The sequence below is a fragment of the Nitrospirillum viridazoti CBAmc genome, assembly GCF_000730165.1.
Taxonomy (GTDB): domain Bacteria; phylum Pseudomonadota; class Alphaproteobacteria; order Azospirillales; family Azospirillaceae; genus Nitrospirillum; species Nitrospirillum viridazoti.
In genome coordinates, this window is record NZ_CP022110.1 from 410,783 (window position 1) to 432,616 (window position 21,834).

Genomic DNA, 21,834 nt, shown 5'->3' on the forward strand with positions numbered 1-21,834 from the left:
GACGCCGGGCGCCCGCATCCGCGGGCTGGGCTTGTCCTCGAATTTCAGTCCGCTGACGCTCCCTGAAATTCTCTGGCGGCCGCAGTCGCGGCCTACAGCGGCATGATGCAAGACCTCACGCCGCTGCAAGGGGTGGCTTTCCAGAGCGTAAAAAAGGCCGGCCAGGTCGCCCCGGCCGGCCTTTCCTCATTAATGATTCTGCGCCTCAGCCCCGGTTCATGCGGCTATCCACCAGGTCGGTGACCACGGTGGGATCGGCCAGGGTGGAGGTGTCGCCCAGCGCCTCATGCTCGTTGGCGGCGATCTTGCGCAGGATGCGGCGCATGATCTTGCCGGAGCGGGTCTTGGGCAGGCCCGGCGCCCATTGGATCAGGTCGGGCGTGGCGATGGGCCCGATCTCCTTGCGCACCCAGGCCACCAGCTCCTTGCGCAACTCCTCCGACGGGTTCTCCCCGGCGTTCAGGGTGACGTAGGCGTAGATGCCCTGGCCCTTGATGTCGTGCGGGTAACCCACCACGGCGGCCTCGGCCACCTTGGGATGGGCGACCAGGGCGCTTTCCACCTCGGCCGTGCCCAGGCGGTGGCCGGAGACGTTGATGACGTCGTCCACGCGGCCGGTGATCCAGTAATAACCGTCCTCGTCCCGGCGGCAGCCGTCGCCGGTGAAGTACTTGCCGGCGAAGGTGGAGAAATAGGTCTGCTTGAAGCGCTCGTGGTCGCCGAACACGGTGCGCATCTGGCCCGGCCAGCTGTCGGCGATGCAGAGGTTGCCCTCGGTCGCCCCTTCCAGCACGTGGCCCTCGTTGTCGACGATGACCGGCTTCACCCCGAAGAAGGGCAGGGTGGCGGAGCCCGGCTTCGTGGCGGTGGCGCCGGGCAGCGGGGTGATCAGGATGCCGCCGGTTTCCGTCTGCCACCAGGTGTCGACGATGGGGCAGCGCTCATCACCCACCACGGAGTGGTACCACAGCCAGGCCTCGGGGTTGATGGGTTCACCCACCGAGCCCAGCAGGCGCAGGCTCTTGCGGCTGTGGCGCTTCACCGGCCCTTCGCCCTCGCGCATCAGGGCGCGGATGGCGGTGGGGGCGGTGTAGAAGATGTTGACCTTGTGCTTGTCGATGACCTGCCAGAACCGGCCGCTATCCGGGTAATTGGGCACGCCCTCGAACATCAGGGTGACGGCGCCGTTGGCCAGGGGCCCGTACAGGATGTAGCTGTGGCCCGTGACCCAGCCCACGTCCGCCGTGCACCAGTAGACGTCGCCCTCGTGGTAATCGAAGACGTACTGGTGCGTCATGCTGGCGTAGACGAGGTAGCCGCCGGTGGTGTGCAGAACACCCTTGGGCTTGCCGGTGGAACCGGAGGTGTAGAGGATGAACAGCGGGTCTTCCGCGCTCATCGGCTCCGGCGGGCAGTCGGGGGAGGCGGCGGCGACGGCCTCGTGGTACCAGATGTCCCGGCCCTCGACCCAGTTCACGGCGCCGCCGGTACGGCGCACGACGATGACGGTGTCCACGCCGGGGCAGGCCTTCAGCGCCTGGTCGGCGTTGACCTTCAGGCCCACCTTGCGGCCACCGCGCAGGCCCTCGTCCGCGGTGATGACCACGGTGCTGCCGCAGTCCTGCACCCGGTCCTTCAGGCTGTCGGGGGAGAAGCCGCCGAACACCACGGAATGGACGGCGCCGATGCGGGCGCAGGCCAGCATGGCATAGGCCGCCTCCGGGATCATGGGCAGGTAGATGGTGACCCGGTCACCCTTCTTCACGCCGCGCGCCTTCAGCACGTTGGCCAGACGGGTGACGTTGTCGTACAGCTCGGAATAGGTGATGTGCTTGTGCTCGGACGGGCTGTCGCCCTCCCACAGGATGGCGGTCTGGTCGGCGCGCGCGGGCAGGTGGCGATCCACGCAGTTGGCGCAGGCGTTCAGCACGCCGTCCTCGTACCAGCGGATGGAGACGTCGCCGGTGAAGCTGGTGTTCTTCACCTTGGTGTAGGGCTGGATCCAGTCCAGCCGGCGGCCATGCTCGCCCCAGAACCCGTCCGGATCGCTGATCGAACGGTCGTACATCTGCTGGTATTTCGTCGCGTCGACCCAGGCGTCTGCCGCCACCGCGTCGGGAACGGGGAACAGGGTGTTGTTGCTCATGGGACCTTGGTTTCCTTCCCTGATGTGTTGTCGCCGGCCGGGGCCTGCTGAGGCCGCCACCCGTGTCCGGCCTGGCCCCTCCGCACCGGGGGGCTCTGGCCGGCCCTGTCTCTCGGGCCTGGCACGGCGATCGCCATCGCTTGCCGGGCCGAGTATCCCTCTTGCCCCCGCATTCCACAAGCACGGGGCCGCTGCGGCCACCGGTAAATTCACGGCAACTCACGGGTTTGCCGACTTTTCCGGGGCTGTGAATCATGAAAAACCAGGGCGGGGCGGCGGGTCCATGACATGGATCACCCCGCCAACCATTCAGGGTGACGCGAAAGGGTGGTTTTCCCGACGTGCTTTCCCCTTCGGCGCCGCTCCCGCCCGTGTTCATCTTGTGTTATTCATAATGGCGCTATTGTCATTCGGGGCGGGCCACCTTCCGGCCCGGACTTTGCGCGGATAGGAATGCCCATGACCACGGGTGTTGGGGACAACGGTACGGGACATGACACGACGGACCTGATCGGCCGCCTAAGCCAGATCAGCAGCCGCACCAGCCTCATGGCCATCGACAGCGTGCTGCGCGCGCTGTCCCATCCGGCCGTGACCCGTACCACCTCGGGCCTGGCCACGGCGGAGGGGGCCTCGTCCTCGGCGGCCGTTGCCAATGACGCCGCAGATGCCCTGTCCGCCCCCACCGTCGCCGACGTGGCGCGCGAGGTGGGCGTGATCGCCCGCCGCATGGTCACCACGACCGAGGACTTCGCCGCCACCATGAAGACCCGCTCGGCTTAACCACGCCGGCGCGCTGTCACCAGGTGATCAGCGGGGCGCGGCCCAGCCAGGTATCGTCGCGCACCTGCTCCAGGACGAAGCCCGCGACATCCGCCCGCGATATGGTTCCACCGTGGACATCGGAAAGATCCGTCAGCGCGCGGACGCCGCCGTGACCGGGCTTGTTGTTCAGGATGGTCGGGCGGACGAGAACCCAGTCCAGCCCGCTCTCCCTGACGATGGCCTCCTGCCGGTTCTTGTCGGCGTAGACCTTGCGCAGCAGCAGCGGGAAAATCAGGTGGTCGAACAGGAAGCCGCCGTGCCCGGCGCTGTCGCCGGCGCCCATCCCGGTGATGCAGACCAGGCGCCGTACCCCTTCGGCCTTCATCGCATCCACCAGGGCGTGCGTCGCGGTCGAAAGGGATGTCACCTCACGGAAGGGGCTGGCCGGCGTGCCCAGGGCGCTGATGACGGCGCCCCGTCCCTTGAGGGCCTGCCGCAGGACAGTCTCATCGCGGGCATCCCCGAGGGTGAGCGTCGCCCCCTCAAGCCCCCGTGCCTTTTCGGCGGAGCGCGCCAGCACGGTGACGTCATACCCCTGCGCGACCGCCTGGCGGACGATCAGGCGGCCGGTGGGGCCGGTGGCACCCAGGACCAGGATCTTGGTTTGGGTGCTGTCCATTACGGAATTTTGCATGATGGCCGCCTCGGAAAAAGGGAGCGCCGGCTGGGCGGCGCCCCATCATGGATGGTGGGGGTGTCGATCAAAGCCGGCCTTCCGCCAGCAGCTCGCGGGTTCGCTTCAGCGTCGACAGCAGGGCGGCCTTGTAGCCCCGGTCGCTGTCGAACTGCGCCTGCTCGGCCTGTTCCTCGGCCCCGTTCGGTTCCTTGCCGCGCAGGCCGAGATAGCAATAGAAGCGGAGCTGAAGCGCGCCGTCGGCATCCTCGAACAGCTCGTTGACGATGGCGCCCTCGCGCGGGCCGGTGGCCTGGAAGAAGGTGACCTTGGCCTCGGGCTCGAAGGTGATGATCTCGCGCAGGTCGGCCCCGCCGATCGTGGCCTCCCGCACGATGTGCGTGGCGCTTTCCTCCACCACGTCGCAGCGGGTGCAGAGGTTGGGCGGCAGGAACAGGCGGGCGTCACGGGCCTTCAGCACCAGGCCCTTCCAGACCTGGGCGCGGGTCAGCGGGGCCTCGCCCTGGGGGTTCACGGGATCGGTGGCGCTCGAATAGATCATGATGGCGCTCCTCGCTCGGGATGGATTTACCAGGGCGTCCGGCTGGGCCGTGCCTGGTGTCCGGAGACACCCCAAAATTTAATGATCCATGTTCGGGCCGATAGACTGTAGATTTGGACATGTCGTCTCCGTGGTGGAACAGATGGACCTGCTCGCCCTCGCCGATTTCAATCTTGTCGCCCGCCATGGCGGGTTCGGGCGGGCCGCCCGCGCCTCGGGCCGGCCCAAGGCGACCCTGTCCCGCCGGGTGGCCGAGCTGGAGGCGGCCCTCGACCTGCGCCTGTTCGAGCGGGGGGGCCGGGTGCTGAAGCTCACCGAGGAAGGGCGGGCCCTGTTTCAGCGGACGGGCGCGCTGCTGACCGAACTGGATGAGACGGCGGCGGCGATCGCCTCGGGCGGGGACCGGCCGCGGGGGCGGCTGCGGATCAGCGCGCCCCTGCTGTTCTCGCAGACCGCCATGGGCAGGATCGCCGCCGGCTTCGCGCTGAGATACCCGGACGTCCGGCTGGAGGTCACGACGGAGGACCGGCCTGTCGACATGGTGGAGGAAGGCTACGACCTGGTGATCCGGGTGAATCCCGATCCGGACGAAAGCCTGGTCGGGCGCAGCTTCCTGCGCGACCGACTGGTCGTCGTCGCCAGTCCCCATCTCGACCGGCCGGCGGACGACCACGCGGTCCCGGCCGTGGTCCGGGGCCCCGCGAGCGGGGGCGGGACCTGGGATGTCGTGGGGCCGGCGGGACGGGCGCGCCTCGCGGTGGACCCGGTGCTGCGCCTGTCGTCGCTGGTCATGGTCCGCGACGCCGTCCGGGCGGGCGTCGGCGCCGCGCGCCTGCCCATTTCCCTGGTGAGCCACGACTTGGCCGCCGGCACGCTGGTGCATTGGGGGGATGTGGAGGGGCCGGAGATCGCCCTGTGGGCGCTCTATCCCTCGCGGCGGCTGCTCAGCGCCCGCGTCTCCGCCTTCCTGGATTACTTGAAGGAGGCTTTCCCCTCGGGTGCGCCGGAGGAACTCGCGGCCTATATCGGGGGCGCCTGATCAGCCGTCCAGATGGACGGCGCCGTCCTCGACGTGCACGCGCACCGGCGTCAGGCTGCGGCCGGCGCAGGGGCCGTGGATGCACAGGCCGTCCTCCACCCGGAACAGGGCGCCGTGGGTGGCGCACTGCAGGTGGCGGCCGTCGGCGCTCATGAACTGGTCGGGCGTCCAGTCCAGGGTGGTGCCGACATGGGGACAACGGTTGTGATAGGCGAAGGCCCGATCATCCCGCCGCGCCACCAGGATTTCCTCGCGCGCACTGCCGCTGCCCCAAGTGATCCCTTTCGCCTGGCCATCGGCGATATCGGCCAGGCGGCACAGGGGAGAGGGGGCCAGAGGGGTGGCCGCCTCAGGCATCGACGCCCATGCGTTGGCAGGCGCCCTTCCACTCCGCATCCGTGATGGGGCAGACGGACAGGCGCGACTGGCGCACCAGCGCCATGCTGGACAGCTCGGGGTCGGCCTTGATGTCCTTCAGCGTCAGGGGCGTCTTCACCTGCATCACCGGCTTCAGATCCACCATGACGAAGCGGCCGCTTTCATCCGACGGGTCGGGGTAGGCCTCGCGCACCACCTCGGCGATGCCCACGATCTCCAACCCCTCGTTGGAGTGATAGAAGAAGGCACGGTCGCCCACCTTCATGGCCTTCAGGTTGTTGGCGGCCTGGTAATTGCGCACGCCGTCCCAATGGGTGCGGCCGTCCGCCACGAACTTGTCCCACGCATACTTGAAGGGTTCCGACTTCACCAGCCAGTAGGGCATGTTTGGTTCCTTGTTGCCTCAAGCGCCGGGCGCGGCCATCCGGCCGCTTGGCTTATCCTCGATTTCCAGTCCGCCTCCGGCTCCCCAGAAATCTCCGGCGGCCCTCCTTTATGTAAACAGGGGGGCGCAGCCTAGGGAAAAACTGGGACGGCGGTGGCGGTGCTGCCGATCAGGCCTTCGGATAAACGACGCGGAAGGGCTGGATCGTTACGGATTCGAAAAGGCCGGCCTGGGCATAAGGATCGGCGGCGGCGAAGGCCTGGGCGGCGGCTTCGTCGGGGAAATCCACGACCAACAGGCTGCCCACGGGGCTCTTGCCCTCGGCGTCCAGCAGGGGGCCGGCCACGACGATATGGGCCACCTGGGTGTCCAGGTACTCCAGGTGCTTCGGGCGGGTGGCCAGGCGCAGGTCCAGGTTGCCGGGCTTGTCGGTGCAGGTGATGGCGAAGTGCATGGGAACGGCTCTCCGATAAGGGCTTATGCGCCCTCAGTTTTGAGGGGGCGGGACAACAGGGACTGGATGGTGGCGTTGACGTCGGCGCCATGGTTCAGGATAGCGTCCACCGCCTGGCAGATGGGCATGTCCACGCTCCGGAGGGCCGCGAGGCGCACCACGGCTTCCGCCGTGTAGACGCCCTCCGCCACCGAATTGCGGCCGGCCAGGATGGTGGCCAGGGGCTGGCCCTGGCCCAGGGCATGGCCCAGCGACATGTTGCGCGACTGCAGGCTGCCGCAGGTCAGCGTCAGGTCGCCCAGGCCCGACAGGCCCATGAAGGTTTCCGGCCTGGCGCCCAGCGACTGGCCCAGGCGGGCGATCTCCGCCAGTCCGCGGGTGATCAGGGCCGCGCGGGCGTTGTCGCCCAGGGCGCGGCCGGCGACGATGCCACAGGCGATGGCCAGCACGTTCTTCACCGCCCCGCCGATCTCCGCCCCCACCAGGTCGTCGCTGGCATAAGGGCGGAACGTCAGGCTGCCCAGGGCCTGGGCCAGGCCCTGGCTCAGGGTCGCGTCACGGCAGGCGAGGGTCACGGCGGTGGGCAGGCCCCGCGCCACCTCGGCGGCGAAGGTGGGGCCGGACAGCACGGCCAGCGGCGTGTCGGGCAACTCGCCGGCCGTCACCTCGGTCATCAGGCTGCCGGTGGCGATCTCGATGCCCTTGGCGCACAGCACCACCGGCGTGCCCGTGGCCAGCAGGGGCTTCAGCTTGGCCGTCGTGGTGCGGATGTGCTGCGCCGGCGTCACCAGCAGCACGGCATCGGCCCGCACGGCCTCCGCCAGGTCGCCGGTGGCGCGGATGGCGGGGTCCAACGCCACGCCGGCCAGGAAGGGGGTGTTCTCGTGGCCGCCATTGACGGCGGCCACCACCTCGGGCTCGCGCGCCCACAGCACCACGTCACGCCCGGCCCGGCGGGCGGCCATGGCCAGCGCCGTGCCCCAGGCGCCCGCCCCGATGACACCGATCCGCTGCATTTCATCCCCTCCGGACGCTATAAGCGATTGCTGGCCTTGGCTTACCCCGGATGGACCGGCTTCCGCAATGGGCCGGTGGCGGCGGTGCCGAGGCGATGATACCGTGGCGCCCAGCCGACCGGGCGGTGAACCGGCGGACGAAACAGGGACATGGCTTCTGAATAAGGGGATGCCGAAATGGCTGTTGGTACGATGACGACGGCGGGCCGCGCCCGTCGCGCCGCCTATTCCTTTGCCCTGCTGGCCGGTTGCGCACTGGCGCCGTTAGGTGCTCAGGCGCAGGACGCGGCCCCGGCTGCCAAGCCGGTGGTGCTGCATTGCCCAGCGTTGCTTGATTCGGTGGCCGGCAAGATGCTGGGCCAGAGCAGCGTGGTTATCCAGGGCGACCGCGTCACCGAGGTGGTCTCCGGCTATGTCACCCGGCCGGAGGCCGAGGTGGTTGAGCTGGCGGGGGAGACTTGCCTGCCCGGCCTGATCGACGCCCATGTCCATCTCAGCAACGAATTCACCCCCACCGTCTACAGCGACATGCTGCACTTCAACCTGGCCGACTGGGTGGTGCGCAGCACGGTGTGGGCCAAGCGCACCCTGCTGGGCGGCTTCACCACCGTGCGCAACCTGGGCGACAGCCATTATGAGACGGTGGCCCTGCGCGATCAGATCAACAAGGGCTGGGTGGCCGGCCCGCGCATCCTGACCGCCGGCCCCGCCATCGGCTCCACCGGCGGTCATGCCGACGACGGCGATGGCCTGCGCATGGACCTGCAGCCCGACGTGGGCGCGCACGACAGCATCATCAACGGCACGGCCGACGCCTGGAAGGCGGTGCGCGAGCATTACAAGCAGAACGTCGACACCATCAAGATCATGACCACCGGCGGCGTGCTGGACCTGTCGGGCAGCGTGGACAACAGCCAGCTGACGGAGGAGGAGACCAAGGCCCTGGTCGCCGCGGCGCATGAGTACGGCTACATCGTCGGCGTCCACGCCCACGGGGCGGAGGGCATCCGCCGCGCCGTCGTCGCCGGCGCCGACAGCATCGAGCACGGCACCTTCATGGACGCCCAGGACATGAAGCTGATGAAGGAGCACGGCACCTACTACGTGCCCACTATCTATACCGGCACCTATGTGACGGAGAAGGCCAAGGGCAACCCCCATGCCTATCCGCCGGCGGTGCAGGCCAAGGCCCTGCTGGTGGGGCCGCAGCTGATGAAGACGGTGGGCGACGCCTATAAGGCGGGGGTGAAGTTCGCCTACGGCACCGACGCCGGCGTCTACCCGCACGGTGAGAACTGGAAGGACTTCCCGCTGCTGGTCCAGGTGGGCATGCCGGCGATGTACGCCCTGCAGATGGCGACCATCAACGCCGCCACCCTGCTGAAGAAGGACAAGGATATCGGCAGCGTTGCCGCGGGCAAGTACGCCGACATCGTCGCCGTTCCCGGCGACCCGACCAAGGACATCACCCTGATGGGCAAGGTCGACTTCGTGATGAAGGGCGGCGTCGTCTTCAAGAAGGGCGGGGCGGAACAGGTGTTCACCAGCACCGCGCATTGAGGGAGCCTGCCTTCGCCGATGGTGGCGAGGGCATCGGCCTAGCGACGCCCTATCAAGGACATGGTCACGGGGGCAAGGATGTTCCCGGACCGGGAACGCTCTTGTTCCCGGTCCGGGAACGGGCTATGGTTGGATCATGCAAGTCATAGCCCTGCGCACGCTACGCCAGTTCTGGGTAAAGCATCCCAGGGCGGAGGCTTCCGTCCGGGGATGGTATGCGGTGGCCGCCAGGGCTGAGTGGGCCGGCCCTGCCGACATCAAGGCGCAGTTCGGTTTGACCGTGGATTTCGTGGGGGATAACCGGGTGATCTTTGATCTAGGCGGCAACAAATTCCGCCTGATCGTCCATGTGTCCTACACGTTCAGGCGCGTTCTGGTGAAATTCATCGGAACGCATGCCGAATACGACAAGATTGATGCGGAGACTGTGTGATGAACATCCGCCCCCTGCGATCCGAAGCGGATTACGAACAGGCCTTGGCCGACATTGAGCGCTTCTTTGAAAACGAACCCGCCCCGGGCACGGTGGAAGCGGACGACTTTGATTTGCTAGCCTTGGTCATCGCCGACTATGAGGCGAAGCATTGGCCCATCGAGGTCCCCGACCCGGTGGACGCCATCAAGTTCCAGATGCAGGCCCGGGGCTACAGCCAGCGCGACCTGTCCGTCCTTTTGGGGTCACGATCCCGGGCATCGGAAATCCTGTCCCGCAAACGGTCCTTGACCATGGAAATGGCCTGGAAGCTCAATCGCGAATGGGGCATTCCGGCGGAGTGTCTGATTCGTCCAAGCAATAGCGCCAACTGACGCGACGCTTACGCTTTCACCCCCGCGAACTTCATCGGCTTCGCGGTCGGGTCCAGCGGCCAGCGGGGGCGGGGGGCGAAGTCCAGGCCGTCGGTCTGGCCCAGGCGGAAGCGTTCCAGCCCCGCCCAGGCGATCATGGCGGCGTTGTCGGTGCACAGGGCCAGGGGCGGGGCGGTGAAGGTCAGGCCGCGCTTGGCGGCCAGCTTGGCCAACTGTTCCCGCAGGTACTTGTTGGCGGCCACGCCGCCGGCCACGACCAGGTGCTTGCCGGTGGGGTGGCGGCCCTTGAAGGCCTTGATGGCCCGGTCGCAGCGGTCCAGCAGTGATTGGCCCACGGCGTGATGGAAGGCGGCGGCGAGATCGGCGACGTCGGCCTCCGTCGGGGTGCCCAGCTGTTCCACATGCCGGCGCACGGCGGTCTTGAGGCCGGAGAAGGAGAAGTCGCAGTCCGGCCGCCCCTTCATCGGGGCTGGCAGGTCGAAGCGGCCGGGGTTGGTGGCCTTCTGTGCGGCCTTCTCCAGCAGCGGGCCGCCCGGATAGCCCAGGCCCAGCAGCTTGGCGGTCTTGTCGAAGGCCTCGCCCACCGCGTCGTCGATGGTGGTGCCCAGGCGGCGGTACCGGCCCACGCCTTCCACCTCCAACAACTGGCAGTGCCCGCCCGATACCAGCAGCAGCAGGTAGGGAAAGGGCACGTCGTCCGTCAGGCGCGCCGTCAGGGCGTGGCCTTCCAGGTGGTTCACGGCGACGAAGGGCAGGCCGCGCGCCGCTGCCATGGCCTTGGCCGTCATGACGCCGACGATCACCCCGCCGATCAGGCCGGGCCCGCCGGTGGCGGCGATGGCGTCCACTTGGCCCAGATCCAGGTGCGCCTCATCCAGCGCCTGCCGGATCAGGCCGTCCAGGTAATGCAGGTGGGCGCGGGCCGCCACCTCCGGCACGACGCCGCCATAGGGGCGATGCTCGTCCAGCTGCGACAGCACGACGTTGGCGCGGATGCCCCGCGCGTCATCGACGATGGCGCAGGCGGTTTCATCACAACTGGTCTCGATACCCAGGACGATCATCACTCAAAACCCTTGGGCCATCCGGCATGCGCCGGACCTAAGCCATATCAAATCGGCATCATTTCCGCCGTTGTCACCGACCGGGCCCTTTCCCGCAACCGCAAAGGGGGATAGACAGGCAAGCATGACGACCGCGACGCCCTCCCATACTCCACAGGCTCCCCTCCGCATCGGCACGCCCCTGCGTATCGGAACAAGGGGCAGCCCCCTGGCCCTGGCCCAGGCGCATGAGACGCGCGACCGGCTGGGGGCGGCCCATCCCCACCTTGCTGTGCCGGGCGCCATCGAGATCGTCGTCATCAAGACGACGGGCGACCGCATCCTGGACCGCACCCTGGCGGAGGCCGGCGGCAAGGGCCTGTTCACCAAGGAGATCGAGGACGCCCTGCTGGCGGGGGAGATCGACCTGGCCGTCCACTCCATGAAGGACGTGCCCACGGTGCTGCCCCAGGGGCTGGATATCACCTGCCTGCTGCCACGCGAGGATCCTCGCGATGCCTGGTTCAGCCGCGACGGCGCCACGCTGATGGAACTTCCCGCCGGCGCCGTCGTCGGCACCGCCAGCCTGCGGCGCCAGGCGCAGGTGCTGGCCCGCCGCCCGGACCTGACCGTGGTGCCCCTGCGCGGTAATGTGCAGACCCGCCTGCGCAAGCTGGCGGAGGGCGAGGTGGACGCGACCCTGCTGGCCATGGCCGGTCTGCGGCGCCTGGACTTGGCCGACAAGGTGACGGCGGTGCTGGAGGCGGACGTGATGCTGCCCGCCGTGGCCCAAGGCGCCATCGGCATCGAGGCCCGCATCGCCGACGCCGCGACCAACCGCCTGCTCGCTCCGCTGAACTGCGCCGACACCGCCCTGCGCGTGACGGCGGAGCGGGGGGTGCTGACGGCCCTGGACGGGTCCTGCCGCACCCCCATCGCCGCGCTGGCGCGGGTGCTGGCCGACGGCAGCGTGAATATGGAGGCCATGGCGCTCAGCCCCGACGGCCGCACCATCGTCACCACCAGCCGCCGCTTCCTGGCCAGTGATGCGCGGGCCGCCGGCCTGGACGCGGGTGCCGAGCTGAAGGGCCGCCTGCCGCCCGGCATCTTCACCGCGTCCTGACGGCGGGACGGGGCGGCACCCATGGCCACCGTCCTCATCACCCGCCCCCAGCCGGAGGCCGACCGCACGGCGGCGGCCGTGGCGGCCCTGGGCCACGACGTCCTGATCGACCCGCTGCTTACGGTGGAGGACATGGACGTTGCCCTGCCGCCGCATGTGCAGGCCGTGCTGATCACCAGCGTCAACGGCGTACGGGCCCTGGCCCGGCAGGGCGCGCCCCGTACGTGGCCCCTGTACGCAGTGGGCGACCGCACCGCCGCCGCGGCGCGCGAACTGGGTTTCACCACCGTGCGGTCCGCCGCCGGTGACGCGGACGACCTGGTTCGCCTGGTGGCGGCTGAAACCCGGCCCGAAGCGGGTCTGCTGCTGCACGCTGCGGGAGCCGACGTGGCGGGCGATCCCGCCGGCGCCTTGGCGGCCCAGGGTTTCACCGCCCGGCGCCTGGTTCTCTACCGCGCGGTGGCGGCGGACACCCTGCTACCCGGCGTCCGCGACGCGTTGGTGGCCGGCGCGGTTGACCATGTGCTGCTTTTTTCTCCCCGGTCGGCGCGTACGTTTGTTAACCTTGCGGTACAGGGCGGCGCCGATCTGGGCGCCGTTTCAGCCCTGTGCCTCAGCCCGGCGGTGGCGGGCGCCCTGGGAGACGCCCCCCTGTTCCGCCATGTCGCCGTGGCCGCCCATCCCAACCAGGCCGCCCTGTTGGACCTGCTGGCCCTGGCGCCCGACGGGCCTGGACGCGTTTTTTAGGATGAAAGGATCGCCGTATGAGCGGTGAAGGTTCGGACGCCCGGTCCCCCACCCCCGGCACGGGACCCGCCCCTGCTATAGGACAAGGCGGTTTGGCCCAGGCGGGCGTCAATCCGCAGGTGGACGCCATCGTCGAACGGTTCGGCGGCATCCGGCCCATGGCGGCCAAGCTGGGCATTCCTGTGACCACTGTTCAAGGCTGGAAAAAGCGCGGTCATATCCCACCCAACCGCCGCGCCGACCTGGAGGCGGCGGCATCGCGCCTTGGGCTGGTCCTGGAAGCCGCCGAGCTGGATGCCGTGATGGGCGCGCCCGAGACGCCCGCCAGCCTGTCCGCCACTGCAGTCATCGCGCTGCCGGGGCCGGACGATCGTCCCCTGCCGCCTGGCCCCGCGCCGCTCGCCGACCAGCCCTCTCTGGATAGGGAGACGCCGGCCCCCGCCAGCAGCTATCGCCTGGGCGCCCGGCCAGACGACGCCGTGCCGCCCTCCCCGCCGCCGCTCCCACCGCCACTGGGCGAGACCTTCCGCGCGGATCGCCCCCGCATGGAATTGCCAAAGACGGACGCCCCCAAGGCGGAATCGCCCCAGGTGGACGCCCCGCGCAGGGAGGTACCCAAGCCTGACGCCATCCGCCGCGACGCGCCCCGGCCAGCCGCCCCGCCGCCACGCCGGGGCGGGGGGGCCGTGTCGGCCCTTGCCCTGTTGATCTCCCTGGCGGCGCTGGGGGCCGGCGGCTGGTCGCTGTACCGCGCCGGCGTCCTGGACCCGTGGCTGAGCCGCGCCGGCCTGCCCGCCGCCCTACCGATCGGCCAATCGGGGTCCGCCCAGCCGGCGCAGTCAGCGGAGCAGGCGGGGACGGAGGCGACCTTGGCCGAGATGGCCCGCCGCCTGAACGCTGCCGGCCAGCGCCAGCAGACGCTGGAGCAGGAGGTGGCCGACCTGAAGGCCAAACTGGCTGCCGCCCCGGTCGTGGGCACCGACGGTACCGCGGCTCCGGCGACCCCAGATCCCGCCCTGGCCGCCCGGCTGGAGCAGATGACGGACCAGTTCAACCGCCTGACCGATCGGCAGCGGGCGCTGGAACAGGCGCTGGCCCAGTCGGCGCAGCAGCGGGAGGAATTGAGCGGCCGCCTGGCGGCGCAGACCGCCGCCGCCGGTCGCGGCCAGGCGCTGCTGGTGGCGACCAACCAGCTGCAGGCGGCCTTATTGTCCGGCCGGCCCTATGGGGTGGAGCTGTCGGCGGTGCGCAGCCTGGCGCCGGAGGACGATGCCCTGCGCCAGGCGCTGGATCGGCTGGCGCAAAGCCAGGCCACCGGACTGGCCGGCCCCGTGGCGCTGCGCGAGGGCTTCGACCGCGCCGCCACCGCCGCCCAGCAGGCGGCCCAGGTGCCGGAAGGGGCCGACTGGCTGCAACAGCTGTGGGGCCACATCAAGGCCCTGGTCACCATTCGCCGCAAGGACGGCCGTATCGAGGGCAACGCGCCCGACGCGGTGGTGTCGCGCGCCGGCGCCGCGCTGGACCGGGGCGACATCGGCACGGCGGTGGCGGAAATGTCGGCCCTGTCCGGCCCGCCGGCGGCCGCACCCGAGGTCCAGGCCTGGCTGCGCGACGCCCAGGCGCGGCTGAGCGCCGATGACGCCATGAACCGGCTCTCGCGCCGCGCCGTCAGCGACGTGCAGGCCGGCCTGCCGCCTCCTAAGGAACGACCGGCCGAAAGCGCGCCCGCTCCGTCCTCCGACGCCGGCAAGGGCGAGGCGGCCAAGCCTGAGGATGCCAAGCCGGCGGAACCGGTGCCGACCGAGGGGGGCGCCCCTGCGCAGCCCCAGCCGGCTGATGGGGGCCATCCATGAGGCGGACGCTGTGGTTCCTGCTGCGCCTGGGCCTGGTCATCGCGCTGGCCGTCTGGGTGGCGCGGCGGCCGGGCACCCTGCGGCTGGATTGGCAGGGTTACATCATCCAGACCCAGGTGGGCGTGGTGGCCGTGGCCCTGCTGCTGCTGGCGGTCGTGGCCTACATCCTGGTGCGCCTTTTCGTGCTGGTGTGGCGCAGCCCCGGGCGCTTCGGCGCGGGGCGCCGCACCAGCCGGCGCACGCGGGGATACCAGGCCCTCGGCCGGGGCTTCCTGGCGGTGGCCAGCGGGGACGGCGCCGGCGCCGGCCGCCTGGCCGCCAAGGCCGACGGCCTGCTGAACGAACCGTCGCTGACCCTGCTGCTGTCCGCCCAGGCGGCGCAACTGGCGGGGGACGAGGCGGCGGCGGCCGGCCATTTCACCGCCATGCGCGAGCGTGGCGCGGCGCTGAAGCAGCCGGACATGGCCTTCGTCGGCCTGCGCGGCCTGGCCCTGCAGGCGCTGGCCGCCGGCCAGACCCAGCGGGCGCTGGGCCTGGTGCAGGAGGCGGTCGCCCTGAAGCCCAAGGCGCGCTGGCCCCTGCTGACCCAGTTCGACCTGCAGGCGCGCGCCGGCGACTGGACCGCCGCGGCGGCCACGCTGGACGCCCTGACGGCGGCCAAGGCCCTGCCGGCGGAAGCCCTGCGCCGCCACCGCGCCGCCCTGCTGGTGGAACGCAGCCGGGCGGCGGAGGCTGACGGCAACCAGGATCAGGCGCTGGCGTTGGCGCGCAAGGCCCACGATCTGGAGCCCGCCTCCGTGCCGGCGGCGGTGCAGGCGGCGCGCCTGCTGGCGGCCACCGGGGCCGCCCGTGCCGCCACCCGCGCCCTGGAACAATCCTGGCGGCTGGCACCCCATCCCGAGCTGGCCGCCGCCTGGGGCACGGCGGGTGAGAAGGCGGGCGATGCCGCCGACCCGCTGGCGCGGGTGAAGCGGCTGGAGGCACTGGTGGCGTTGGATACCAGCGTGCCGGAGGCCCACGTCGCCCTGGCCGACGCTGCGACCGAGGCGCGCCTGTGGGGCCTGGCGCGGGGCCACCTGACCCGCGCCCTGGCCCTGCGGCCCAGCGCGCGCGTCTATCGCCGCCTGGCGGCGCTGGCGACGGCGGAGCATGGCCAGGGTGCCGAGGAGCGCGGCCACCTGGCCCAGGCGGCCAAGGCCGCCCCCGATCCCGCCTGGGTATGCCAGGCCTGCGGCGGCGTGAACCCCGCCTGGGGGGCGCTGTGCAGCCATTGCGGCGGCTTCGACACCCTGGTCTGGCGGGTGCCTGGCAGCGCCGCGCGCAGTGCGGCGGCCGAGACGCTGGGCTTCCTGCCGCCGCCGGAACCGCCGACGGGCGGGGCGGAGGCAGGCGGCGGTTTGCGCGGCCTGTCGAACCGGCTGCCGTCGTTCACGCTGGCCAGCTTCAGGCCCGGTAGACGGACATGATTCCCCTGCCGTTCGCCCCGCCCCGGGCGGAATCGCTGCTGCTGCTGGCGCTGGCCCTGGTGCTGAACGCCTTCATCGCCGGCTTCCCCGCTGTGGACCGCTGGCTGGCGACGCCGCAAAGCCAGCTGGCCGGCGCGGTGCGCTGGGCCGACAAGCGGCTGAACCGGATCGAGCGGCTGGATAGCGTGCGCCTGGCGCGGGGCGCCCTGCTGATCCTCATCCTGGGCGGCGGCGTGGGCCTGGCGGCCCTGGTGCTGACCATCGCCGCCGCGCATGTGCGCGTGGCCTGGCTGCTGTCGCTGCTGCTGGTGACGCGGGCGCTGCTTTTCGGCCGTCTGCTGGTCACCATGCGGGGCCTGCTGGCGGCCGCCACGGCGGCGGATGAAGAGGCGCTGCGCCAGGCGGTGGCGCCGCTGACCCACAAACCCGTCTGGTCCATGGACCGTCACGCCGTGCTGCGGGCGGGGATGGAGGCGCTGGTGGGCCAGGTCAGCCGCGGCCTGGTGGCGCCGCTGTTCTGGTTCGCGCTGTTCGACCTCCCCGGCCTGATGATCTGGGTGACGGTGGAGACGGTGGCGGTAACGGTGGGCCACACCTCACCGCGCTACGCCGCCTTTGGCCGGCCGGCGCGGCGCGCGCTGCTGGTCATGGATTGGGTGCCGGCGCGCCTGACCGTGCTGTTCCTGGCCGCCGGCTGCCTGATGGTGCCCGGCAGCCGCCCGGGCACGGCCTTGGCCGCTCTGCGCACCCAGCATATCCAGGGCACGGCCGCCCTGCCCCTGGCCGCCGTGGCCCGCGCCCTGAACCTTGCCCTGGCCGGGCCGCGCAAGGAGGGCGAGATGGTGGTCTACGAGGACTGGCTGGGCACCGGCCGCGCCCGTGTCGACGCCAGCGACATGCGCGCCGTCGTGGCCCTGACCGCCGCCGCTGGCCTGCTGGCCGTGTGTATCGCGCTGCTGGCGCTGGTGTGGGCGTGAGAGGTCCTCAGGCGCCGGTGGGCGCCCGAGGCGATCCCGATATCCCTCAACTACCGCTCAGCACACTCGCCAAAGCCTGGGCTTCCGGGCGGAAGAACGCGCGGTCCAGCAGAATTTGCTCGGGCGTGGTCTGCTGGCCATAGAAGATGTCGTTCCATTCCTTGCGCGGGGTGATGACCGAGCCGTCGACGGCCAGGCCGCCGAACAGGCCGCTGGTCTTGGCGTAGACGTACATGTCGGCATCCACGCCCACGCCATAGCCGGCGCCCACCTGGGTGCCCAGCTCACCCACCGCCACCTTGGCGTCGGCGCCCAGCTTCACGCTGCGGTCCATGACGGCATTCAGGCCCTTGTCGGTCATGATCACCAGCATCATCTGCGCCTGCTGGCCGCCGAACTGCAGGCCGAAGCTGGCCTCGGCCATGGTGTAGAAGGCGGGGCCGCTCCACGACCCGTCGGTGCCGCGCGCCACCAGCACGCCGGTGCCGCCGCCCCCACCCAGGAAGAAGCCGGCCTGGATGACGTTGGGCAGGATCAGCACGCCCTTGGCCCGGCCCAGCAGGTTCTTCAGCGGGGCGTATTGCGGATCGCCCAGCAGGGTCATGGCGGTCAGCCGCGCGCGCTCCACCATCAGCTGCGCCTCCGTCACCTCCGCTCGCGCCGGCATCGCGGTTCCCAGCGCGAGCGCCACGCCCGCCGCCGCACCCGCCAACACCTGCCGCCGATCGATCATCTTCCTCATCCTCATTAGTCGGGGTTCAGCGTGGCTGAACCATCTTTTGATGGTGTTGGCAGAATTCCTACCATATCTGGATGCCGCCGCCCATGGCCCAGTCGGGCGCCCCCAGACGGGCACGCCTCATCAGGCCCCAAGCAGCCGACACCGTGGGGGTGACCCTAAAGGCGAAGTAAGGCGGCCGTGCGGCAAGGTTGGGTCAGGGGATGCGGTTCACCCAGCGCACGGCCCAGACGGGGCCATTGGCGGTGGCGATGCGGTCCAGGCGGGTCAGCGACAGGGGCGCCACGTCCAGCGACAGGGCCGTGGCGGGCGTCAGGGCCAGGGCTTGGGCGATGGCGGCGCGCACCGGGCCGGCGTGGCTGATGCAGATAATGTCGCGGTCGCCGGTTTGCCGGGTGCTCCACTCCTCCACCGCCCCGGCGACGCGGCGGCACACCTCGGCGAAGCTCTCGCCGCCGGGCGGGGCGACGCTGGCTGGGTCGGCCCAGAAGGGGGCCAGGTGTGGGTCGCCCGCATCCTCCAGCTCGGCGTAGCTGTGGCCCTGCCAGGCGCCGAAATGCTGTTCCATCAGCCGGGGATCGGTCGCCGGCTCAGTCGGGGCGGCGGGAACCAGGGCCGCCAGGCGCGCGGCCGTCTCCCGCGTGCGGCCCAGGGGGCTGGCCAGCCACACGGCGCTGGTGGGCAGGCGCGCCGCCGTCAGCTGGGCGCTGGAGCCCGGCCACAGGGCCAACTCCACATCGGCCTGTCCGGCGATCTGATGCGGCTGTGCCAGGGGGGCGTGGCGCACCCACCACCACCGCACCGTCTTCGCCAACGGGGGCGTCGCCAAGGGGGGAGGTGCTGAGGGGGGGAAGGACGTGGTCATGGCATGGCGACGGAGCCGCCCAGCGCGCCGGTCACGGCCACCAGGAACAGGATCTCCACCACCTGTTCCGTCGCCCCCAGCACGTCGCCGGTGATGCCGCCCACCTGGCGCCGGGCCAGCTGCCCCACGACCAGGACGCCGCCGGCCGCCACCGCCAGGATGGCCAGGCGGGTCATGCCGCCATCCAGCGGCAGCTTGGTCAGGGTGGTGGCCGCCAGGACGAAGCCGGCCAGCAGCGCCGCCAGGGCGCGGGCGCTGTTGGGCTTGCCCACATTGGCGCTGTTGCCCACCAGTCGCGCCTCCGGCAACAACAGCTTCATGCCCGGCAGGAAGGCGCGGGCATAGGCGTGCGCCCCCATCAGGGCCACGGCCACATGGTGGGGGCTGGCGATGGCCGCCAGGGCCAGGGTGCGGGCGGCGACGCTCAGCACCAGGGCGGCGGCGCCATAGGTGCCCACCCGGCTGTCCTTCATGATGGTCAGCTTGGCCTCGCGGTCGCGCCCGCCGCCAAAGCCGTCGGCCACATCGGCCAGGCCGTCCTCATGCAGGGCCCCGGTCAGGCCCATCAAGGCGCCCACCGTCAGCAGGGCCGCCAGCAGGGGCGGGACGTTGACGCTGCTGAGCCCCCAATAGACCAGGCCGCCCACGGCGCCGATCAGCGTGCCGACGATGGGGAACCAGGTCAGGGCACGGGAATCCAGGTCCTTGGGCCAGGCCCCGCGCCAACGGATGGGCAGCCGCGTCAAAAAGATCACGGCGGCTATGAATTCGGCGAAGACACCGCCCAGGCGCGGCCCCGTTGCATCAGTCATGGTTCCGGTATACGGGAAGTCCCGTCCGCCCGCCAGCGCCACTCCGGCGCCCAGTCGCGGGTCCCATTATCGGGCCGGAGCATCATGAGCGACATCCCCTCCTTCGACGAATTCCGCCGCGTCCTGGCCGACCTGCCGGGCCCGGATCTGGAGGCCGCCACCACCGTCATGCAGCGTGAGGTGCAGCTGACCAAGCCGCGCGGCGCCCTGGGCCGGCTGGAAAGCCTGACGGAATGGCTGGCCACCTGGCAGGGCCGCACGCCCCCCCGGGTGCAGCATCCGCGCGTGGCGGTGTTCGCCGGTAACCACGGCGTGGCGGCGCTGGGCGTGTCGGCCTATCCGGCGGCGGTGACGGCGCAGATGGTGCACAACTTCACCCAGGGCGGTGCCGCGGTGAACCAGCTGTGCGGCCAGGCCGACGCCGACCTGCGCGTCTATGAGCTGGACCTGGACAACCCCACCGCCGACTTCACCCACGGCCCCGCCATGAGCGAGGAGGCCTGCGCCCGGGCCATGGCCTACGGCATGATGGCGGTGGAAACCGGCATCGACGTGCTGTGCCTGGGGGAGATGGGCATCGGCAATTCCACCGCGGCGGCCGCCCTGTGCCTGGCCCTGTTCGGCGGCACGGCTGAGGACTGGGTGGGCCCCGGCACCGGCCTGGATGCCCAGGGCATGGCGCGCAAGGCCGCCGTGGTCGCGGCGGGCGTGGCGGCCAACGCCGACCTGCTCAGCGATCCCTTGCATGTGCTGCGCGCCCTGGGCGGGTATGAGCTGGCGGCCATCGTCGGCGCCATCATGGCGGCCCGCATGGCCCGCACGCCCGTGGTGCTGGACGGCTACGCCTGCACCGCCGCCGCCGCCGTGCTGTACAAGCTGGACCCCCGCGCCCTGGACCATTGCATCGTCGGCCACCTGTCGGCCGAGCCGGCCCACCGCCGCCTGCTGGACGCTATCGGCCAGGAACCGCTGCTGACCCTGGGCATGCGCCTGGGCGAAGGCTCCGGCGCCGCCCTGGCCCTGCCCATCCTCCAGGCCGCCGTCGCCTGCCACACCGGCATGGCCACCTTCGCGGAGGCCGGCGTGTCCACGCGCGGCGGCGAGGGCCGGGCCACCCATTGAACAGCCTGGCCTCCCTGGGCCGGCACGATGCCGGTCCAGGCCCCGGCCCCCGTCGTGCAGGGCTTAGTTGGAGAAGGGTGAGCCGGGAATGGGCAGCACGAAGCCGCCCAGCAAGGGCAGCACGATGACCTTGGTGCCGTAGGGGGAGGACGATGAGCCGCCCGTGGTGGTCACGGCGGTGCGGTTGCCGGCGGCGTCGTAGGTGTAGGTGGTGATGGCGCCGCCGGGCCCGGTCACCTTGGTCAAGCGTCCCAGCGTGTCGTACTCATACTGCGACGTGCCGGCCCAGGCGACGCCGGTCAGCAGCGTGGTGGCCATGACGGTGGCAAGGGCGAAACCGGCGCGTCGCGTCCGGCTGGGCGCGGTGGGGACGAAACGGGACGTCATGAGGCCTCCTGGACGGTCAGCATGCTATGGCGCGACGGGTACTTATACCGGGCGCCACCCGTAGCGGCGCCATATAATTCAGCCATTTTCTATCAAAAATAACCACGGCCTGATATGAGCCTCGACGCTCCATCCGTCGCCGTATCCGGGTGGATGTCCCGCCATCGGCACGATATGGACGTGGCGGGCGGAAAAATTCCATTGAAAGGTATTGGCCGGTTCGTAGACGTTAGGTTATCTTACTTTTGGCATATTATATAAAGGATGCACGGCGGCGATGGGAAAATATTTGGCATCAAGCGGGATCCCTCATCGGCGGCGGCTCCGTCCCGACGCCTCCCGGCCATCGCACTTGACCTCGGCCTTTCGATAAAGCGGCGACCTCGCCGCCGCAGGCCGTTGATTGGTCTCCCGCCGTACTGTGAGGAAGCATGATTTTCGCCCGTTGCCGTGTCGCTGTTGGCCTAGCCTTTTTTAGTGCTTTTTCCATCATAGTTCTGGCGGGGTCACGAGATGGATATGCACAGAGCGCCTTATCGGATCCGGCGCCTATTTACTCTGCGGTGGATCCACAGAATGTTGATCTGGGAAGCGGTCATTTTACATTGACTGTTCCAGAGGTGATTATTGGTCAGCCAGGAGCGGGTGGATTATCTTATGCTAGAACTTTTACGGGTACGGGATGGCGCGACAATTTGTCTTGGCAAATTTATAAGAATGGAACTGATTATACGGTTTCGACGGGGACAGCATCCGAGAAATTCTCATTGTCAGGAAACGGCAATTTTACTAACACTGTAGGCAGCGGATCAACGCTAACGGTTGATTCGAGTGGGTTATATTATTACACTATGGGCGATGGAACCGTCGCAATATTTTCTAATACTTATATAATTTCAAGTGTAACAAAGCCCT

At 70.0% G+C, this 21,834-nt stretch carries 23 protein-coding genes; 11 read left to right on the forward strand and 12 right to left on the reverse strand.

What is annotated here, in order from left to right:
• Positions 1 to 205: 205 nt before the first annotated feature.
• On the reverse strand, positions 206 to 2,146 hold the full coding sequence (acs, locus tag Y958_RS02065; RefSeq protein WP_004273591.1) for an acetate--CoA ligase: 1,941 nt from the start codon (positions 2,144 to 2,146) through the stop codon (positions 206 to 208).
• A 459-nt stretch (positions 2,147 to 2,605) separates the two neighbouring features.
• Here acs and Y958_RS02070 point away from each other — a divergent pair, with 459 nt between their 5' ends.
• Positions 2,606 to 2,929, forward strand: coding sequence for a hypothetical protein (locus tag Y958_RS02070; protein ID WP_088870712.1), 324 nt, complete (start codon positions 2,606 to 2,608; stop codon positions 2,927 to 2,929).
• Positions 2,930 to 2,945: 16 nt separating this feature from the next.
• On the opposite strand, the gene Y958_RS02075 is transcribed toward Y958_RS02070, so the two are convergent.
• Together Y958_RS02075 and Y958_RS02080 are read right to left on the reverse strand one after the other, a co-directional pair.
• Complete coding sequence (locus tag Y958_RS02075) at positions 2,946 to 3,605, reverse strand: NAD(P)-dependent oxidoreductase (protein WP_088870713.1); 660 nt, start codon at positions 3,603 to 3,605, stop codon at positions 2,946 to 2,948.
• A gap of 67 nt (positions 3,606 to 3,672) precedes the next feature.
• The gene (locus Y958_RS02080; RefSeq protein WP_088870714.1) at positions 3,673 to 4,146 is read right to left on the reverse strand and encodes an SRPBCC family protein; all 474 of its coding nucleotides are present in this window, start codon (positions 4,144 to 4,146) and stop codon (positions 3,673 to 3,675) included.
• A gap of 142 nt (positions 4,147 to 4,288) precedes the next feature.
• Here Y958_RS02080 and Y958_RS02085 point away from each other — a divergent pair, with 142 nt between their 5' ends.
• Entirely contained in the window at positions 4,289 to 5,185 is an 897-nt protein-coding gene (locus tag Y958_RS02085; protein ID WP_088872425.1) for a LysR family transcriptional regulator, read from the forward strand.
• Here the strand turns inward: Y958_RS02085 and Y958_RS02090 are convergent, their stop codons facing one another.
• The 4 genes from Y958_RS02090 to Y958_RS02105 all read right to left on the reverse strand — a co-directional run bounded on the left by Y958_RS02090 (position 5,186) and on the right by Y958_RS02105 (position 7,418).
• Positions 5,186 to 5,542 carry a Rieske (2Fe-2S) protein gene (locus tag Y958_RS02090; RefSeq protein ID WP_088870715.1) on the reverse strand — a complete coding sequence of 119 codons (357 nt, stop codon included), beginning with the start codon at positions 5,540 to 5,542 and terminating at the stop codon, positions 5,186 to 5,188. It abuts the gene before it with no gap.
• Positions 5,535 to 5,948: an EVE domain-containing protein gene (locus Y958_RS02095; protein WP_088870716.1), complete on the reverse strand. Its 414-nt coding sequence runs from the start codon at positions 5,946 to 5,948 to the stop codon at positions 5,535 to 5,537. Before Y958_RS02095 ends, Y958_RS02090 begins: the two co-directional genes overlap by 8 nt.
• Positions 5,949 to 6,117: 169 nt before the next feature.
• On the reverse strand, positions 6,118 to 6,402 hold the full coding sequence (locus Y958_RS02100) for a YciI family protein (protein WP_088870717.1): 285 nt from the start codon (positions 6,400 to 6,402) through the stop codon (positions 6,118 to 6,120).
• Positions 6,403 to 6,425: 23 nt separating this feature from the next.
• A complete protein-coding gene (locus Y958_RS02105; protein ID WP_088870718.1) occupies positions 6,426 to 7,418 on the reverse strand; it encodes an NAD(P)H-dependent glycerol-3-phosphate dehydrogenase in 993 nt (330 codons plus the stop codon).
• A gap of 177 nt (positions 7,419 to 7,595) precedes the next feature.
• On the opposite strand from Y958_RS02105, the gene Y958_RS02110 reads away from it, so the two are divergent.
• The 3 genes from Y958_RS02110 to Y958_RS02120 all read left to right on the forward strand — a co-directional run bounded on the left by Y958_RS02110 (position 7,596) and on the right by Y958_RS02120 (position 9,785).
• Positions 7,596 to 8,978 carry a metal-dependent hydrolase family protein gene (locus Y958_RS02110; protein ID WP_088870719.1) on the forward strand — a complete coding sequence of 461 codons (1,383 nt, stop codon included), beginning with the start codon at positions 7,596 to 7,598 and terminating at the stop codon, positions 8,976 to 8,978.
• A gap of 136 nt (positions 8,979 to 9,114) precedes the next feature.
• Complete coding sequence (locus tag Y958_RS02115) at positions 9,115 to 9,411, forward strand: type II toxin-antitoxin system HigB family toxin (RefSeq protein WP_088870720.1); 297 nt, start codon at positions 9,115 to 9,117, stop codon at positions 9,409 to 9,411.
• Positions 9,411 to 9,785, forward strand: a complete 375-nt coding sequence (locus tag Y958_RS02120; protein WP_186291224.1) for a helix-turn-helix domain-containing protein — start codon at positions 9,411 to 9,413, stop codon at positions 9,783 to 9,785. Before Y958_RS02115 ends, Y958_RS02120 begins: the two co-directional genes overlap by 1 nt.
• An 8-nt stretch (positions 9,786 to 9,793) precedes the next feature.
• Here Y958_RS02120 and tsaD read toward each other — a convergent pair whose 3' ends face one another.
• Positions 9,794 to 10,849, reverse strand: a complete 1,056-nt coding sequence (gene tsaD, locus Y958_RS02125) for a tRNA (adenosine(37)-N6)-threonylcarbamoyltransferase complex transferase subunit TsaD (protein WP_088870722.1) — start codon at positions 10,847 to 10,849, stop codon at positions 9,794 to 9,796.
• 124 nt (positions 10,850 to 10,973) lie between these two features.
• Here tsaD and hemC point away from each other — a divergent pair, with 124 nt between their 5' ends.
• Genes hemC through Y958_RS02150 form a run of 5 tightly spaced genes read left to right on the forward strand, consistent with a single transcriptional unit; the run spans position 10,974 to position 16,994 of the window.
• Positions 10,974 to 11,951 (forward strand): hydroxymethylbilane synthase, encoded by a 978-nt coding sequence (gene hemC / locus Y958_RS02130; RefSeq protein WP_088870723.1) that lies wholly within the window; start codon positions 10,974 to 10,976, stop codon positions 11,949 to 11,951.
• 21 nt (positions 11,952 to 11,972) lie between these two features.
• Complete coding sequence (locus Y958_RS02135; RefSeq protein ID WP_088870724.1) at positions 11,973 to 12,698, forward strand: uroporphyrinogen-III synthase; 726 nt, start codon at positions 11,973 to 11,975, stop codon at positions 12,696 to 12,698.
• A gap of 17 nt (positions 12,699 to 12,715) precedes the next feature.
• A complete protein-coding gene (locus tag Y958_RS02140; protein ID WP_145619982.1) occupies positions 12,716 to 14,551 on the forward strand; it encodes a COG4223 family protein in 1,836 nt (611 codons plus the stop codon).
• Complete coding sequence (locus Y958_RS02145; protein WP_088870726.1) at positions 14,548 to 16,017, forward strand: heme biosynthesis protein HemY; 1,470 nt, start codon at positions 14,548 to 14,550, stop codon at positions 16,015 to 16,017. Before Y958_RS02140 ends, Y958_RS02145 begins: the two co-directional genes overlap by 4 nt.
• Positions 16,014 to 16,994 carry a cobalamin biosynthesis protein CobD/CbiB gene (locus Y958_RS02150; protein ID WP_088870727.1) on the forward strand — a complete coding sequence of 327 codons (981 nt, stop codon included), beginning with the start codon at positions 16,014 to 16,016 and terminating at the stop codon, positions 16,992 to 16,994. The genes Y958_RS02145 and Y958_RS02150 overlap by 4 nt, the downstream gene beginning before the upstream one ends.
• Before the next feature lie 46 nt (positions 16,995 to 17,040).
• On the opposite strand, the gene Y958_RS02155 is transcribed toward Y958_RS02150, so the two are convergent.
• The 3 genes from Y958_RS02155 to cobS all read right to left on the reverse strand — a co-directional run bounded on the left by Y958_RS02155 (position 17,041) and on the right by cobS (position 19,410).
• A complete protein-coding gene (locus Y958_RS02155; protein ID WP_088870728.1) occupies positions 17,041 to 17,727 on the reverse strand; it encodes a lipid-binding SYLF domain-containing protein in 687 nt (228 codons plus the stop codon).
• A gap of 202 nt (positions 17,728 to 17,929) precedes the next feature.
• Positions 17,930 to 18,547, reverse strand: coding sequence for a histidine phosphatase family protein (locus Y958_RS02160; protein ID WP_244909332.1), 618 nt, complete (start codon positions 18,545 to 18,547; stop codon positions 17,930 to 17,932).
• Positions 18,548 to 18,594: 47 nt separating this feature from the next.
• Positions 18,595 to 19,410 (reverse strand): adenosylcobinamide-GDP ribazoletransferase, encoded by an 816-nt coding sequence (gene cobS / locus Y958_RS02165; protein ID WP_145727990.1) that lies wholly within the window; start codon positions 19,408 to 19,410, stop codon positions 18,595 to 18,597.
• An 84-nt stretch (positions 19,411 to 19,494) separates the two neighbouring features.
• Here cobS and cobT point away from each other — a divergent pair, with 84 nt between their 5' ends.
• Entirely contained in the window at positions 19,495 to 20,532 is a 1,038-nt protein-coding gene (cobT, locus tag Y958_RS02170; RefSeq protein ID WP_088870731.1) for a nicotinate-nucleotide--dimethylbenzimidazole phosphoribosyltransferase, read from the forward strand.
• A gap of 63 nt (positions 20,533 to 20,595) precedes the next feature.
• Here the strand turns inward: cobT and Y958_RS02175 are convergent, their stop codons facing one another.
• Positions 20,596 to 20,919 carry an RHS repeat domain-containing protein gene (locus Y958_RS02175; RefSeq protein WP_211098510.1) on the reverse strand — a complete coding sequence of 108 codons (324 nt, stop codon included), beginning with the start codon at positions 20,917 to 20,919 and terminating at the stop codon, positions 20,596 to 20,598.
• Between the last annotated feature and the right edge of the window lie 915 nt (positions 20,920 to 21,834).

Excerpts from the sequence above, each read along its gene's own strand:
- acs (WP_004273591.1), bottom strand. The coding sequence starts at position 2,146 with ATGAGCAACAACACCCTGTTCCCCGTTCCCGACGCGGTGGCGGCAGAC.
- Y958_RS02070 (WP_088870712.1), top strand. The coding sequence starts at position 2,606 with ATGACCACGGGTGTTGGGGACAACGGTACGGGACATGACACGACGGAC.
- Y958_RS02075 (WP_088870713.1), bottom strand. The coding sequence starts at position 3,605 with ATGCAAAATTCCGTAATGGACAGCACCCAAACCAAGATCCTGGTCCTG.
- Y958_RS02080 (WP_088870714.1), bottom strand. The coding sequence starts at position 4,146 with ATGATCTATTCGAGCGCCACCGATCCCGTGAACCCCCAGGGCGAGGCC.
- Y958_RS02085 (WP_088872425.1), top strand. The coding sequence starts at position 4,289 with ATGGACCTGCTCGCCCTCGCCGATTTCAATCTTGTCGCCCGCCATGGC.
- Y958_RS02090 (WP_088870715.1), bottom strand. The coding sequence starts at position 5,542 with ATGCCTGAGGCGGCCACCCCTCTGGCCCCCTCTCCCCTGTGCCGCCTG.
- Y958_RS02095 (WP_088870716.1), bottom strand. The coding sequence starts at position 5,948 with ATGCCCTACTGGCTGGTGAAGTCGGAACCCTTCAAGTATGCGTGGGAC.
- Y958_RS02100 (WP_088870717.1), bottom strand. The coding sequence starts at position 6,402 with ATGCACTTCGCCATCACCTGCACCGACAAGCCCGGCAACCTGGACCTG.
- Y958_RS02105 (WP_088870718.1), bottom strand. The coding sequence starts at position 7,418 with ATGCAGCGGATCGGTGTCATCGGGGCGGGCGCCTGGGGCACGGCGCTG.
- Y958_RS02110 (WP_088870719.1), top strand. The coding sequence starts at position 7,596 with ATGGCTGTTGGTACGATGACGACGGCGGGCCGCGCCCGTCGCGCCGCC.
- Y958_RS02115 (WP_088870720.1), top strand. The coding sequence starts at position 9,115 with ATGCAAGTCATAGCCCTGCGCACGCTACGCCAGTTCTGGGTAAAGCAT.
- Y958_RS02120 (WP_186291224.1), top strand. The coding sequence starts at position 9,411 with ATGAACATCCGCCCCCTGCGATCCGAAGCGGATTACGAACAGGCCTTG.
- tsaD (WP_088870722.1), bottom strand. The coding sequence starts at position 10,849 with ATGATCGTCCTGGGTATCGAGACCAGTTGTGATGAAACCGCCTGCGCC.
- hemC (WP_088870723.1), top strand. The coding sequence starts at position 10,974 with ATGACGACCGCGACGCCCTCCCATACTCCACAGGCTCCCCTCCGCATC.
- Y958_RS02135 (WP_088870724.1), top strand. The coding sequence starts at position 11,973 with ATGGCCACCGTCCTCATCACCCGCCCCCAGCCGGAGGCCGACCGCACG.
- Y958_RS02140 (WP_145619982.1), top strand. The coding sequence starts at position 12,716 with ATGAGCGGTGAAGGTTCGGACGCCCGGTCCCCCACCCCCGGCACGGGA.
- Y958_RS02145 (WP_088870726.1), top strand. The coding sequence starts at position 14,548 with ATGAGGCGGACGCTGTGGTTCCTGCTGCGCCTGGGCCTGGTCATCGCG.
- Y958_RS02150 (WP_088870727.1), top strand. The coding sequence starts at position 16,014 with ATGATTCCCCTGCCGTTCGCCCCGCCCCGGGCGGAATCGCTGCTGCTG.
- Y958_RS02155 (WP_088870728.1), bottom strand. The coding sequence starts at position 17,727 with ATGATCGATCGGCGGCAGGTGTTGGCGGGTGCGGCGGCGGGCGTGGCG.
- cobS (WP_145727990.1), bottom strand. The coding sequence starts at position 19,410 with ATGACTGATGCAACGGGGCCGCGCCTGGGCGGTGTCTTCGCCGAATTC.
- cobT (WP_088870731.1), top strand. The coding sequence starts at position 19,495 with ATGAGCGACATCCCCTCCTTCGACGAATTCCGCCGCGTCCTGGCCGAC.
- Y958_RS02175 (WP_211098510.1), bottom strand. The coding sequence starts at position 20,919 with ATGACGTCCCGTTTCGTCCCCACCGCGCCCAGCCGGACGCGACGCGCC.